This is a genomic window from Pseudomonas sp. PAMC 29040 (assembly GCF_003994535.1).
GTDB lineage: Bacteria > Pseudomonadota > Gammaproteobacteria > Pseudomonadales > Pseudomonadaceae > Aquipseudomonas > Aquipseudomonas paraversuta.
The window spans coordinates 170,626-183,934 of record NZ_RZAA01000001.1; the positions used below are offsets into that span (position 1 = coordinate 170,626).

10 protein-coding genes are annotated in these 13,309 nt (G+C 59.1%); all 10 read right to left on the minus strand.

The features are described from left to right. Positions 1–2 precede the first annotated feature (2 nt). The gene (locus WG29040_RS00730) at positions 3–1,376 is read right to left on the minus strand and encodes a hypothetical protein (RefSeq protein ID WP_010657013.1); all 1,374 of its coding nucleotides are present in this window, start codon (positions 1,374–1,376) and stop codon (positions 3–5) included. Beyond that, positions 1,373–4,993, minus strand: a complete 3,621-nt coding sequence (locus tag WG29040_RS00735) for a hypothetical protein (RefSeq protein ID WP_127195379.1) — start codon at positions 4,991–4,993, stop codon at positions 1,373–1,375. Before WG29040_RS00735 ends, WG29040_RS00730 begins: the two co-directional genes overlap by 4 nt. 28 nt (positions 4,994–5,021) lie before the next feature. Next, the gene (locus WG29040_RS00740) at positions 5,022–5,795 is read right to left on the minus strand and encodes a hypothetical protein (RefSeq protein WP_010657011.1); all 774 of its coding nucleotides are present in this window, start codon (positions 5,793–5,795) and stop codon (positions 5,022–5,024) included. A 265-nt stretch (positions 5,796–6,060) separates the two neighbouring features. Beyond that, positions 6,061–6,444 carry a hypothetical protein gene (locus WG29040_RS00745; protein ID WP_010657010.1) on the minus strand — a complete coding sequence of 128 codons (384 nt, stop codon included), beginning with the start codon at positions 6,442–6,444 and terminating at the stop codon, positions 6,061–6,063. 1,451 nt (positions 6,445–7,895) lie between these two features. Beyond that, positions 7,896–9,058 (minus strand): IS3 family transposase gene (locus WG29040_RS00750; RefSeq protein ID WP_127195380.1). Its coding sequence is split into 2 segments (ribosomal slippage): positions 7,896–8,806 and positions 8,806–9,058, totalling 1,164 coding nucleotides; the frame shifts between segments, so codons are not numbered across the junction. Positions 9,059–9,456: 398 nt separating this feature from the next. Beyond that, the gene (locus WG29040_RS00755; protein ID WP_010656480.1) at positions 9,457–10,242 is read right to left on the minus strand and encodes a PhzF family phenazine biosynthesis protein; all 786 of its coding nucleotides are present in this window, start codon (positions 10,240–10,242) and stop codon (positions 9,457–9,459) included. 5 nt (positions 10,243–10,247) lie between these two features. Next, positions 10,248–10,949 carry a transcriptional regulator gene (locus tag WG29040_RS00760; RefSeq protein WP_127195381.1) on the minus strand — a complete coding sequence of 234 codons (702 nt, stop codon included), beginning with the start codon at positions 10,947–10,949 and terminating at the stop codon, positions 10,248–10,250. A gap of 57 nt (positions 10,950–11,006) precedes the next feature. Continuing rightward, a complete protein-coding gene (locus WG29040_RS00765) occupies positions 11,007–11,423 on the minus strand; it encodes an NUDIX domain-containing protein (protein ID WP_127195382.1) in 417 nt (138 codons plus the stop codon). A gap of 39 nt (positions 11,424–11,462) precedes the next feature. Next, positions 11,463–12,062, minus strand: coding sequence for an MliC family protein (locus tag WG29040_RS00770; RefSeq protein WP_127195383.1), 600 nt, complete (start codon positions 12,060–12,062; stop codon positions 11,463–11,465). A gap of 115 nt (positions 12,063–12,177) precedes the next feature. Then, the gene (locus tag WG29040_RS00775) at positions 12,178–13,098 is read right to left on the minus strand and encodes a LysR substrate-binding domain-containing protein (protein WP_010656484.1); all 921 of its coding nucleotides are present in this window, start codon (positions 13,096–13,098) and stop codon (positions 12,178–12,180) included. Positions 13,099–13,309: the final 211 nt, after the last annotated feature.

The window sequence follows — 13,309 nt, forward strand, 5'->3', positions numbered from 1 at the left end:
GCTCAGATGTCAGCGACGATAGCGAGATGGTCGCTGGTGCTGCGGATGCAGCCGTAGTTGCCCCAGCCTCGAAAGGCGCCCTGGCGTCCTACGTTGTGCACCGGCGCCTGCGCGGGGGGCGGTGCGCCAAATTGGACCAGGTTGCCCATCCTGATCGGCAGGTTGTAGGTGCCGATCGGAGCAGCGCCAGGCGGCGGCGCAATCGCGCCGTAGTTGGAACCGACAATTCCGTTCAGTACCGTGACATTGGCCATCGGCCCGCCTGCTGCTCCGCCATATCGGGCCAGGATGTTGTCGATTGAATAGAAGTTAGCGATGACGTGGGTGCCGGTATAGCCGTATCCAGGGTAGTACTCTAACTGTGCGTTTCTGCTCCAGTAGCTGGCATGGCTGGTTCGCCGGATATGGGTGGCGAAGTAGCCGGGCCAACCGTTGAGCGGCGCCGGCGGCCCCCCGGGGCGATCGATCCCGAGTGCGTAGCCATTGCCCGCCAGCGTTGCATAGTTGCCGTTGCGCGTAAGCAAAGGATCGTTGTTCAGCAGGTTGACATTGAAGTCGCCAAGTACGACGCGCACCTCGTTACCGGCCAGCGGTCCATCTGCAATTTCCGCGATTCTGTTCAACCTGCGGAGGTAGACGCCCGCCCCCGCATTGGCCGGTGAGTGGATGCAGAACAGCGAGATGTTGCGCGCGACTGGCCGCGGCGCCGGGCCTACGCCCAGCTCGGCAAAACTGACCCAGTACGGTGCGCGCACGCCACCGAAGTTAATGGGCCCGGCCAGAGCAGGGGCAAGGGCAGCCGCATAGGTGAATCCGGTGGCCGCTGCCAGGCGGCTCTGCGCGATGCCCACGTTGTGTGCCGCGCCTGCCGGAACCACTGCATTGGCAACGATAGGCGCCACAAAGGGCGCTGGGTAGGCTGCAACAGGCGGAGGGCCCATCCCGGCAGGATCGAAGGCTGGCCCGACGCCGCCAGGCCACTGCCAAGGCCCGGTAAAGACGTAGTTGGTGCTGTCGTAGTAGACCGCCACCGATTCGCGTGGCCCGGTCTGCAGGGGCGGCACCAGACGCCAGTTGGGATTGCCGGTGGTGGCCTGCAGTGCTGCGAGCAGCGTCAGCGCGCCCGCAGGGCCGCTTCCCCGCGCAAGGATGCCGCGCCCGTCATAGCCGGTGGCCACTTCCACCACCACGAATATGTCGGGTGGAGAGGCTGCTCCCAGGGCGCCGGTGATGCCGAAATGGGCATTGATGTAAGCCAGTCTTTGTACAGAGGCCTGGTTCTGATTCAAGGCCGCACCGTTCTGCCGCCCGTTTCCGGGGTTCGCGATCTTATTGGTGGCGAACTTTTCGATGTTCCAATAGAGGACGCGTGTCATGACGTTTGCTCCTCGCCAGCAGGAGGTGAAAGCCTCGGCGGCTGCCATTCCTGCAGCGCCTCGATGGCCGTCAATGTGCTCTTCGTATCCTGGACATAGGCGGCATACCAGCCGAGGCTCCCGTCGCCAGAGGGATCCCCGAACAGGAAGAAGTTGATCGTCGCGCCCGGTGGCAGCTTGGCGATGCCGAGGAAGCTGAGCCCGATATTGTTCAGGCGCAGAGTAAAGGACGGGGTGGCGGCCGAGACGTGTTCGCGCCGCAACAACAGACTGTCGATGGACAGCTTGAGCACGCCCTGGATCGAGAACAACTTGGCGCCCGGTGCGGCGCCCGGAAGCTGCAGGCCTGTGAAGACAGCCGTAGAGACCTCGCTCGGCAATGAGGTTGGCGCCCAGGCCAGCAGCAGGCGGGAAGTGAAGCCCGTTTGCGAAACCAGTCCGCCCGGCGAGCCCAGGGTGAGCTTGTAGGTGATTGCAAACCAGGGGCCGGAAATTGGCTTGACCTTGGGTTCGACCCCGACTGGTAGAAAACCGAAGTCGATGGGCCGCTTGTCTTCGGCCCCTGCGATGAAGCCATCGACCTGCAGGGCGAGATCGGTGAACACGCTGTGCGGGCGGGCTTGGCTTGCCCCCTGATCCAGCGCCAGCCTGCTGGCTTCGAAGATGAAGGTGACTGCATTCGGCGCGTCCGCGGGCGAGGACATCGACACTTCCAGGCCGGAGAAACAGAGCCCCGCCGCTGGCGCCACCGGCGCTGCATCTGCAGGCGGCCCGAACGACAGCAAGTCCGTTTCGCGCTTGCTCTTGTCCGGCAACAGCACTGACAGCACCGCGAACTCGAGCGCCCCGGACATCAGGAAACGACTGCGCACTATGCCATCGTCGCCGTGGTCGCTGCCGCTCGACAGGGTGTTGAACACCACCCGCTGGATCGCCACCGCTGGCAGCACATTGCTGCCCAGTTGGAAGCGGGTGCTGGCATTCTGCTCGAACACGTAGACACCCGTGTCGCCCTGGCGCTGATAGCTGCCATTGAGCACCACCGCCGTGGCCGGCAGCTTGCCGATGGCACCATATGCCGCAATTACCGGCGACAGGAACAACTGATTGATCGACAACTGTACATGGCTGCGGAAGTCGACCATGGCGGCGTTGCGGAACAGGGTTTGCAGCTGAAGAACCTGGAAGCCGAAATCGCCATTATCGGGAAGCGGTACCGGCATGTCGGGGTTGCCGCCGGCCGCGACGTTGGCCTTGTACACCGGCAGTTCGTAATCGATCAGACCGAACAGGCTGCTGGGCGTCTGCAGCGTCACGCTCGTACCGCTGACCTGCACACGGCTGGCGGTCGCGCCAAAATGATGGGCGCGAAACTGGGTGAAGTCGATGCCTGCGATCAACCCCTTGATCTGATCGGGAAAACCGGAGGGGTCGACGTCGGCGGCCAGCACGATAAAGCCTTGCCAGTTCGGGTCCTGCACGATCCTGGCAAAATCGTCGTACAGGTCATTGCCATCAGCCGCCGCCTTGATGCCTGCAGTCAGGTAGCTCTGCAGGTAGCTCGACAACCCGGTAAGCGCCACCGAGGTGTCGGTGCTGCTACCAGCCGATACCGAGAAGCTGTCCACCTCCACCCATTTGTTCGGATTGCACACCCGCTCCAGCAGCGTACCGTCGCAATACTTCATGATCAGGATGTTGTTGTAGGACGTGCTGTTGAGCGAGTCACCAACCGCTGCGGTCATCCGCCAGTCCGCGATCACCACGTCACGCTCGAACGTGGCCACGTCGCCCGCTAGCGCCGGGCCAGGCACTCCAAGCCTGGCCGGATTGACGATCACGGCCATCAACTGATTGGTCTGGAACAGGTTCTGCAGCTCGGGCGTCAACGCGTTGAACGCGAAGTCCACGCTGCCGCTGGCCGGCAACTTGGCGATCGAGCGCGCCACGACCACTCTCTGGTAGAGGCTTTCTGGCGATGCCGCGGAAGGGGTCTCGACCTCGGCATACAAGCCTTGGGGGGTTGTCGCCTGATGCGTATCGGCCGCGCCGGCTATTGCATGCAAACGGCTTTTGCGGGTGTTCTTCAATGCCGCCAGCCGTGCTATGCCCAGGGCGCCGAGACGACCTTTGCGGGCCGCCGAGAGAATCTGGCTCTCGAAGGCTGCAAGGTTGTCGATCGGCGTCGTCCTCACCCCGGCATAGGGTACGAACGGCAGTAGTAGCAAAGCCGCGTTCGCATCGCTCTGCGGGATGGGCGACGGGGTCGGCAGCGGCCTCAGCAGCGCCAAGCTATCGTTGCCGGCCCCGGCAGCCGGCGCATACAGCGGGCTGCCTTCGGGCTGCGCCAGGTAGCAGGCACTGCCGTCAGCGCCATTGAGCACCGCGGCCCAGGCGGTGACGTAGGTGGTGTCGAGCCGTGGTTTGGGCTTGCCGATCTGCGCTTCATTCATATCGGCCGGTTTATAGGGGAATGCGGGGGCGTAGGCCGCTTGCCCGGGCACAAAACGCAAGCAGTCGAAGGTGCCTGCGGTTTGCCATGGCGCCATCGATATCCGCTCGCTGCCATACAGCCCAGGCATCAGCTCGAAGACCGAGGCGCCCTTCCCTGCCTCTGCCAAGGCGTAATCACCCGCCAGGGTCAGATAGACCGAGCGCACCGGTTGCCCGGCGGGTGTCTTGGGCTGCAGCACCAGGGCACCGCACCAGGGCAATGGCTGCTGGTTGTCGTCGAGGCCATGCAAGGAAATCAGCTCAATGGCCCGGCCCGTCGGCGTGCGATACCAACTGGCAAGCGGGTCGGTGCCGGTCAAGGCAAACTGGGTGCGCAGGATGCCTGCCGGCAATGCCGCGTCGGTGCTGTTGTACAGATTGAGCGGGTCGATGGTGCCACTGTAGGGCAGCACGGCGGCGGCTGGCCCAGAAACGATCGCCGGGTAGATCTGCCGCACCGGACTACCGGCTACCGTATGCAAGTAATGAAAGCCGGTTTGCAAACCGTCGAGGGTGCTTTGCTCACCTGAGCGCAGCAGCGTTCCGACAACGGTGAAGGCCCCTGCATAGGGGCCAACGAATGGCAATCCGGATTCGCCCACCACCGTGGGGGGGCTGGTGTCGTCGAGCATGTTGAACTGCAAACGACCGATTCCGGATCGGAAGAACACCAAGCCCTGCTCGCCGATGCCCATCAGAGTCTGGCCCGGAACCGCAAAGCCCAGCTGTCCGGCCGCCAGGTTGAAGTTATTGGCCGTGGCCACGCTTCCGCCGCCGCCCTCGAAGAAGGTGATCGCGCTCTGAGCAGGTTTACCGAAAGTGGGGCCGTTGGCATCGGGCAACCAGATGCAGGCACAACCACCGAACGGGTCATTGAAGCTTTTCGCCAACCAGTTCCCGATGGCCGCGACGAATTTTGCAATGGCTTCCTCGTCGCTCAAGGTCGGGGCCGCAGGCGCAAAAAGGTAGTGGCCCTTCTTGAAGCTCTCGGCGAACGACAGCGTTGCCGGTGGGTCACCGCCCAACCAGACGAAACCGACCCACCCCGGCGCTTGTTCCGGGTCGTTGAGCGTGTAGAGCTTACTTGCGAAATAGCGGCGGAAAAGCGGCGCGTTGGCGTTCATCGCAAGCTCCAGATTCCGGCCAGGACCGTCAGCCAGAGGGCAGCGACCAATTGGCGACGAGTGAAGAAATACGCGTTGGCGGGGTGTTGCGAGAAGAGAAATCCGCCTGCAGGAACAGGCTGCCAGGGCTGAGCTGCGTGGGGATGGACAAGGTGATCTGAGCCCCGGCCTGAATCCGGATATCGCCTGAGCTGATCAGTTCGGGGAACACCTGTATCGGTGCAAACTGCGTGGTTTCGGCAAACGCCAGCAAGGTGTCGCCGGCGTAGAAGCCAAACTGCGCGATATTCGCCACGGCGCTGCGAACCGTGGTCAACGTGCTCAGCTCGCTGGTCAGCTGCGCACGATACTCGCCAACCACCGGGTCGGCCGTTGCCGGCCAACTGTACAGCATCCCCCTCAGCGGGTAGCTGGCCTGGCCGTCGGTTGCCACCACGTCCGCGTTCACCGAGGCGTAGCCACGGGTGTCTTGCAGGTTCAGGGTGATTAGGCCTTTGGCGGTACACGCTGCCAAGGCGATATCCAACGCCAGCTTCGGCTCGGTGAGGCACAAGAGCTGCCTGGCCAATTGCGTACCCGACAATGAGGCGATTACCACTGCCTGCCCGCGGGAGGCATCGGCCTGGACGCTGAGCCGCAACGGGCCGATATCGATCGGCACAGGTGGGATATCGGCGAATTTCCCGAGTACTTCCTCGGCCCCCAGCGACTTGCCCACAACGGCCACCAGCGGCAGCGCCAACGGCGAGGCTCTGGCAACGCCAGGGCCGGGGGTATCGGGCGACGACGGAGGGGTGAGCATGCACGTGGCTCCCTGGCCTTGAAGCAGAATCCTGCATTGTGTTTCTCCCTGTCATCCTTGATTCCCTGGGGCCAACACTGCTTGCCGCGAGGAACGACGTGGATCATGTTCATGCCGCTGCGCAAGGTGCTCTCTCCGGAGCGAGTTGTGCGCAGCACATGCACCTGATGCTCCGCAGGTCCATGAGGCCGGTGCCGCGGGCGATCAGGCGGCATGCATCCGCCCAATCAGGGCCATCGAGGCGGTGATTAGGCAGTTCTGCGCATCAGGAGCTCAGTGGCCAGGAGGCTACAGTCGCGTTGAAAGGTATGCCTGCTGGGTTATTGGGGGTTACCAACGTCAGGCTTGCGGTAATGCCGCCCGGTTGTATGGTGGTCGGAATCTGCAGGTTGAATGTGCCACCTTTCTTGATGGTCAAGCTTCCCAGGATGATGTCGGACGGCAGGGTCGCAGTCGGTTCGGCTTGTGTCAGGGTTGCACTCCACACCATCCAGCTGCCGTTCCAGATTGCGACAGTCGCGTACTGGCGGGCATCTCCACTTACCGTGGTGACGATGGAAACGGTGGAAGACAGGACATAGGAGATGACCAGAGGTGCCGCAGCAAAGCTGGAGGGCGCATAGTTTTCATCCAACTTAAATAAAGTCATTGCAGTTACCTTTGCGTTCGATTGGCAAGTGGTGGGTTAAGGATGCCCCCGAGGCTTACCGCGCTGATCGACTTGCAAATGGGTGGAGAATCCGCCCTCGCCGACATCCTTATCTTACGAGGGGTGATCCTCGAATGCTGAGCCTAGCCACGGTTTGAAAATCCACAAGGGGGGGGAAACAAAATTAATTGAACCTTTTTCCGGGCCAGGCACAGGGGCCGAAAATCTCCGTTCTTGACGGGCCTGCAATGAGGAGGGAATCAGTAATGCGTGGTCGGGAAATGGCCATTCACTGGGGCGATCGCAGCGGGCCCCTGAACGCCGAGCCGAAGGTCTGAATCAGGGTACATAGCCAAACAGGCTCACCTCTGGAAAACCAGATCGCCGCATACAGTTCACTGTTTCGCCGTCCACGGCCTTCCGTGTAATTACCGGCCTTGATCTGAGGCTGGATTGACTTCCAGAGTTTCACTGCCGAGCACCGGACTTGCTCTTTTTGCAAGAGTCTGTTGCAGACATGTGATCGTCCTGTCAGGAAGTTTCAGGCAGGCCATGCCGGGAACGGACAGTATGTGTAATAGGTTCTCTATGAGGCGGGAGGGGGAAGGCGAAGGTTACTAGGGTAGCGACGGTTTCAAGCTAGGCGCTTGTTTGAGTGTGTTTGGAGGCCGGTGGGTGCTGCCTGGACTGCAGCGCCCTCGAAGACTCATCGAGCGGACGGGATTTTCTTGATGACATGAAAGCAATTTGCTATTACACCCATCTACACCAGCTAACCACGATAGGGACGTATAGATGAAACCAATATCGATAAACGCCCATCAACTAGCAGCTGCACTACCTAGGGTGCAGCCTGGCCTGGAGAAATACAATGCAATCCAAGTGTTGGTAAAGGGGGACACCACAGGATTCAAAGACCCGCTATTGAGACGATCCTACAATGGTTTCTATCGAGTACGACGTGGCCAGCCATGGCAGTCGGCGTACTTCGACCTCATGCTCCAGACTCAAATACATGGGCATGGTTTCTCTCAGATTCTCACAGCCTTGCATAACTCGACAGGCAGATATGAGGCTTCATTCTCAAGCAAGTTGTTAGCAACACTGGATACCTCTCAGCCCGTCATCGATTCAGTGGTTCTGAAAAATCTTGGCTGCAAGCTCCCAAATGTAACGTCGCCACACCGTTTGAGAGATATTGTGGCCATCCATAGCGACCTGCAGCAGAATCTTCAAAACTTCCTCTCAACGGTTGAAGGCCGCACGTTGGTTGCGCAATTCAAAGTCGCATACCCTCGTCATAGAATCTCTGAGGAAAAGATGGTAGACCTCGTGCTATGGCAGATGCGCTAGATAGATTTGAGTAGACTTTCGAGGTTAGTGCGAGATTTTCGAAATAATGGGACTAAGGTTGGCTCCTTGCGAAAGTTATGTAGCGCGTTCTGTAGTGGTCAACTAATCCCGGACACGACGTTAAGTTTTTTCTCGGCCTGAGCCGGTGGCAGCCCACCATTAAATTGGTGCGGTCGAATCCAGTTGTACCGGCACATCAAAAAATAGCTGATATCCCGCTGAGCTTGTTGGACTGTCGCGTAGCCCATGGACGGTATCCACTCAGTTTTCAGGCTCCTGAACACCCGCTCCATCGGCGCATTATCCCAACAATTTCCTCGCCGGCTCATGCTCTGACGCATGGGATATCGCCAAAGGCGCTGGCGAAAACTCCGGCTTCCATATTGCGAGCCCTGGTCGGAGTGGAACAGCAAAACCTGAGGCTTCCCTCGCTGCTCGTAAGCCATGTCCAAGGCCTTGATGACCAAGTCGGCATCCGGCTTTCCCGACAACGCCCAACCCACAACACGGCGGGCAAAAAGATCTAGCACAACCGCCAGATACTGCCATTTCCCTTGAGCCCAGATGTAAGTGATATCGCCACACCAGACGTGGTCAGGAGCGAGCACATCAAACTCTCGGTTCAAAATATTAGGGATGTCGGGCCGCTCGACCGTCGCCTTTTTGTAAGCATGCGATCCCGGTTGTTTGCTGACCAACTCCAGCTCGCGCATCAGGCTGCGTACCTTGAATCGCCCGATCTGCTCGCCGTCGTCCTGCATCATGGCCATGATGCTACGGCTACCGGGAGCACTGCGGCCTTGGGTGAACAACTCGCTCACCCGACTGCGCAATCGAAGGCGTTCTACATCCGGTGTGCGGCGCCTGAGACGCCGAGCGTAGTAGCACGAGCGGGTCACTTCAAACACCTTGCACAGCCAATCAACCGGCTCGTGGATGCTCAACTGGTCAATCAGCGCGAACGCTCGAGATCTTCCGACATCAAGAGCGCGGTGGCCTTTTTTAAGATCGATTTTTCCCGCTCAAGGCGAGTAATTCGGGCTTCCAGCTCTTGGATTTTCTGCTGCTCCGGGGTCAGCGCTTTGCTCTGCGGGGTGACGCCCGTGCGTTCTTGCTGCACCTGGTCGACCCATCGGCGCAAAGCCGACTCGCCGACACCAAGCGAGCGGCTGGCCTCAATGAAGCTGTAATCCTGCTTGAGAACGAGGTCGGCAGCCTCACGTTTGAATTCAGGGGAAAAGTTACGGCGTTGTTTGGTCATCTGACACCTCGTTCTGGCGAGCATTCTCGCCTAAATGGGTGTCCGGTTTCATTAGACCACTACATACCAGGCCTGTGCCACCTATGACTCTCCCTACTAAAACTCACTTTCACAGCCTAGTCCGCGACATGCGTGTGGTGATGCAAAAGGCGAAGCTAGAGCCGGACTTGATCCTGGGCCGCGCATTAGCAAAATGGTGCAGTAACTGTTTTCCGGGATTGCCACCCTCCCCCGGTATCAGAACCAGGTCTACGATGACCTTGAAACTGAATCAGAGTGTCTGGAAAACTCTGATTCAGTACGGCGCCCATCCATTATCTGAGTGTTCCGACGGGATGCTCGACCGTACGATTGCGGACTGCGGTTTCATTGAGCAACCCCGCCTGAGTGATCCGGCCTTAGATAAAAATAGTACCGCGCAGGTACAGCGCGCCGTGGCCACTGATAATGACTCGGTCGTTGTCCAGGACTTCACAGTGCAGTTGGCCCTTGCGCGCCCCGCCTTGCTCGGCACTCAGGCTGCACTTGCCCAGGCGCTTGGCCCAATAGGGTGCCAGAGAGGTGTGGGCCGAGCCGGTGACCGGGTCTTCATTCACGCCCACCCGAGGGCCGAACCAGCGCGAAACAAAGTCAAAGTGACGACTCGGTGCGGTAACCGCAACACCGCGCACGTCGAACGCGGCCAGCGCGGCAAAGTCGGGATTGAGGCCAGCGATGATGGCTTCATCCTCGACCACTACCACGTAATCATCTGTGCGATAAAGCGCATCGATCTGCTCCAGGCCCAAGGCTTGCAAAAGGCCTGGTGGGACCGCTACGAGTTCAGGCTGCCTGGCCGGGAAGTCCATGGCCAGGCGTGCGCCTTCACGGCGTACACGCAACTCGCCACTGCGAGTGGCAAAGCGCAGTATGTCGCGGTTTTCACCCAGCTGTTCGAACAGCACCCAGGCCGCTGCCAAGGTGGCATGGCCACACAGGTCGACTTCCACCGTGGGAGTAAACCAGCGCAACTCGAACACCTCACCGTTGCGCACAACATAGGCTGTTTCGGACAAGTTGTTTTCTGCGGCGATTTGTTGGAGCGTGGCATCAGGCAACCAAGTCTGCAGCGGACAAACCGCCGCCGGGTTACCGCCGAAAGTCTCAGAAGTAAAAGCGTCTACCTGGAAAATATCGAGTTGCATTTTTATCATTCCTGCCCGCTTGGGTTTTCTGTAGCCCGGATCTGCTCCAGGTAGTTGTAGATGGTGTATCGGGTTACGCCGAGCGCGGCGGCAGCTTTTTCAATCCCGCCTTTGACGATGAATATCCCGCGATCCTGCATCTGCCGAACAGCTTCAACCTTTTGCGGTTTTTTCATCCCTGCGACACCGCCGGGACAAGCGCCCTGAATGATCTCCGCCATCAACTGTTCCATATCTCTCGGCTCATCGACGCGGGGCTCTGGCGCGCCTTCAAGGCCCAGGATTCCAGCGAGTACAGCGTGGGCGGCGGCAATACCGCTCAAGTCGGCATTGATACACAGACTGGCGAATGGTTGCCCGCTACTGTCGCGATATACCACGGTGGAACTGCGCAGCGGGCGACCGTCAGGTGCGAGTGTCGAATAGTTCTCCACCATTATGGGATCAGAGCTTGAGTGATCTTCCATGGCGCGCCTGACGGCGATGAAGCCTGAATCCTGGCGTGGGCCGCCCAATACTGACCCGCCTACCCTTCTGCCAGTGATATGACCATTGGCGATGGCAAGGATGGATCTATCCGGATTGGCCAGATCATGTAACACGATCTCCGTATGAGGGCCTACGGCATTGCTGAGCATCTTGAGGGTGCTGTGAAGCACATTGAGTATCAGCTTGCGCTCGGCGGGTAATACTTCAGAAACCTTCATTGGTGCCTGCAGTGATTAATCGAATGGCAGGAAAAATATCAACAATAAGTTTAATTATCAATTTTTTGTTGAATCAAGGGTCGAGCGGAGAAAGCTCAAGGCATCCCTGAAAACCTGATGCCATCTATCAGAAGGGTCACTCATCAGTGGGTGCCAGAAAAATCTGAATTCATGACCTCCATCATCTTCTGCAAAATGCACCCAGGTTTCGGGAAGGTCCTGGGCAACGTCGCACTCATGAAATGCCCATGTGTGCCCCGTTACAATGGAACGCCACTCACCCAGATCTCGCCTTGCCGTGGATTGAATCCCGGCTTCTTCCATCAACTCTCGCACAGCCGCCAAGGCGGTTGATTCACCTGGTTCGACACTGCCTTTGACTAATTGCAGGCCTGCCAATGGATGCTCAAATGCCAGGATCTCCAACGTTTCGCGGGCACGGAGAACCACAGGACAAGATTTATCTGCTGCCATACCGCCACACCTTTTCAGTTAACCGGGCGTCCTGATGCTTCACCCAGTTTTTTTGCAGGTCATTTCCTTGGCGCCGTAGCCCCAGGTTACAAGCGCTTCACCCTGGTGTTCCCAAAAACTCTCATTACGGCCCTGGTAATGTGCGCCGCTGCCCGAAGGCACGGCCAACATCAATGATTGCTGATTCTTGTAGGTCGCGTTGATGGACGGCGGGTCCGTCTGGAAGAAAGTCGCTACGACACTGCCATCACTGGCGCAATCAAACTTCACCGGGCCTGTGGAGGGAACCAGGCCATAGGCTGTCTGGATTTCGACGATACGCAGGGTGTAGCTGTCGCGCAGGCAGGTCTGCTTGTCGTCGGCTTTCCAGCACTCGTCACGGTCCTTGATCCAGCCACGTTGCTCGGCTTTGAGGGTTTTGGCCGCGTTTGCGGCCTTCTTCACGGCCGTGTCATAGACACCGGCCAGCTTGCGGTCCAGGGTCGACAGCTGTTCACTCTGGCAAATCAGCGTCTCGGCAGCGCTGGACATCCCGGGGCTGCACTTGAACGAAGGTTCAGTCCTGGCCTGGGCGGCGCTGGCGAACCCTGCAGCCAGCAATGCGAGGGGCAAGAAGGCTACTGAGGGATTGAAAGACATTTTGGTGCTCCTGATGATTCAAAACTTGATAAAACCAATGCAGCCCTTCAGGCCAATGGCAGCGCCCGGCATTCGCCGGGTAATGCACTGGCGGGAGCAACCATGGGAGTTTGCCCTATTCGTCCGCTAAATTGAGTGAAGCACCTTCAAGCGTCTTCCAGAGGTTACGCATGGTGGGGTTCTGATTGCTGATTGAGCAGCAGGAACGTATTTCCAGTCGTGTACTCCATTCATCACCCCCCGCTTTCACCAACTGTCCCCGCTGCAGTTGATCGATGACCGCGCTTTGGGGCAGCCACGCTACTCCGTAACCCTCGACGGCCATGCGCATCAGCAGCATCGTCATATCCGCCTCGTAGCACCGCTCCAACCTGCATGCTGTGGGGCCATTCTTTATGACGATCTCGGCCACACGCCCGAGAAAAGTCGTGGCCGTGTAGGCGAGATGAGGAACGGGTTTGCTGGAGCTGCCCGGCAAGGGATACAGCGCATTTCCCCGGCGGTCAGGTGCGCACACCGGAATAAACGCGTCATGCCCCAGGGTCAGACTGCCGAATTTTTCCGAATCGAGAACAATGGGCGCCAGGGGGTGGTGATAGACGAGCATCAGGTCGCAACTCCCCTCCTCCAGAGCTATGACGGCGTCGTGGATGTTGGCGGCAACGACCCGCACATTGAATTGCTCGTTGTGCTGCTGAAATTGCTTCAGCCATTTGGGCAGGAATGTCATCGACAGGCTGTGGCCGGCAGTGACCTGGATGGATCGCCCCGGCATCCGCTCTACCTCGCGCAGGCTGGAGCGCAACCTCATCAGCCCCGCCAATGCCTCGCGGCTCTCTTCACTGAATGCACGCCCGGCAGGCGTGAGCTGGACCGGATAGGTGCCGCGATCCACCAACTCTGCACCCACCCATTCTTCAAGTGACTTTATACGCCGCGACAAAGCCGACTGGGTCACACAGCGAACCTCAGCCGCCCGAGAAAAGTTCTTCCACTCTGCGACCGCCAGAAGATCATCCAGCCATTTGATTTGCATAGCCTCACCCCATGCTGCGAACAGCCAGTGTATAGCGCCCCGGCAGTGCCCAGGCAGCTCCTGGAGAAACTATTCCAAAAGCGCATAGGGCCATCCTGATTACTCATCAAGACCTGCGGGGCCTGTCTCTAGAATCTCGAACCTGAGATCGCCGCCATAGCGTCACGGCAGCAACACACTTGTCTGCAGCCAAGTAGAAAAAGCACAAAAA

What these genes read in the sequence shown, in the direction of transcription:
- WG29040_RS00730 (WP_010657013.1), bottom strand. Translation starts at nt 1,376, where the DNA reads ATGACACGCGTCCTCTATTGGAACATCGAAAAGTTCGCCACCAATAAG.
- WG29040_RS00735 (WP_127195379.1), bottom strand. Translation starts at nt 4,993, where the DNA reads ATGAACGCCAACGCGCCGCTTTTCCGCCGCTATTTCGCAAGTAAGCTC.
- WG29040_RS00740 (WP_010657011.1), bottom strand. Translation starts at nt 5,795, where the DNA reads ATGCTCACCCCTCCGTCGTCGCCCGATACCCCCGGCCCTGGCGTTGCC.
- WG29040_RS00745 (WP_010657010.1), bottom strand. Translation starts at nt 6,444, where the DNA reads ATGACTTTATTTAAGTTGGATGAAAACTATGCGCCCTCCAGCTTTGCT.
- WG29040_RS00755 (WP_010656480.1), bottom strand. Translation starts at nt 10,242, where the DNA reads ATGCAACTCGATATTTTCCAGGTAGACGCTTTTACTTCTGAGACTTTC.
- WG29040_RS00760 (WP_127195381.1), bottom strand. Translation starts at nt 10,949, where the DNA reads ATGAAGGTTTCTGAAGTATTACCCGCCGAGCGCAAGCTGATACTCAAT.
- WG29040_RS00765 (WP_127195382.1), bottom strand. Translation starts at nt 11,423, where the DNA reads ATGGCAGCAGATAAATCTTGTCCTGTGGTTCTCCGTGCCCGCGAAACG.
- WG29040_RS00770 (WP_127195383.1), bottom strand. Translation starts at nt 12,062, where the DNA reads ATGTCTTTCAATCCCTCAGTAGCCTTCTTGCCCCTCGCATTGCTGGCT.
- WG29040_RS00775 (WP_010656484.1), bottom strand. Translation starts at nt 13,098, where the DNA reads ATGCAAATCAAATGGCTGGATGATCTTCTGGCGGTCGCAGAGTGGAAG.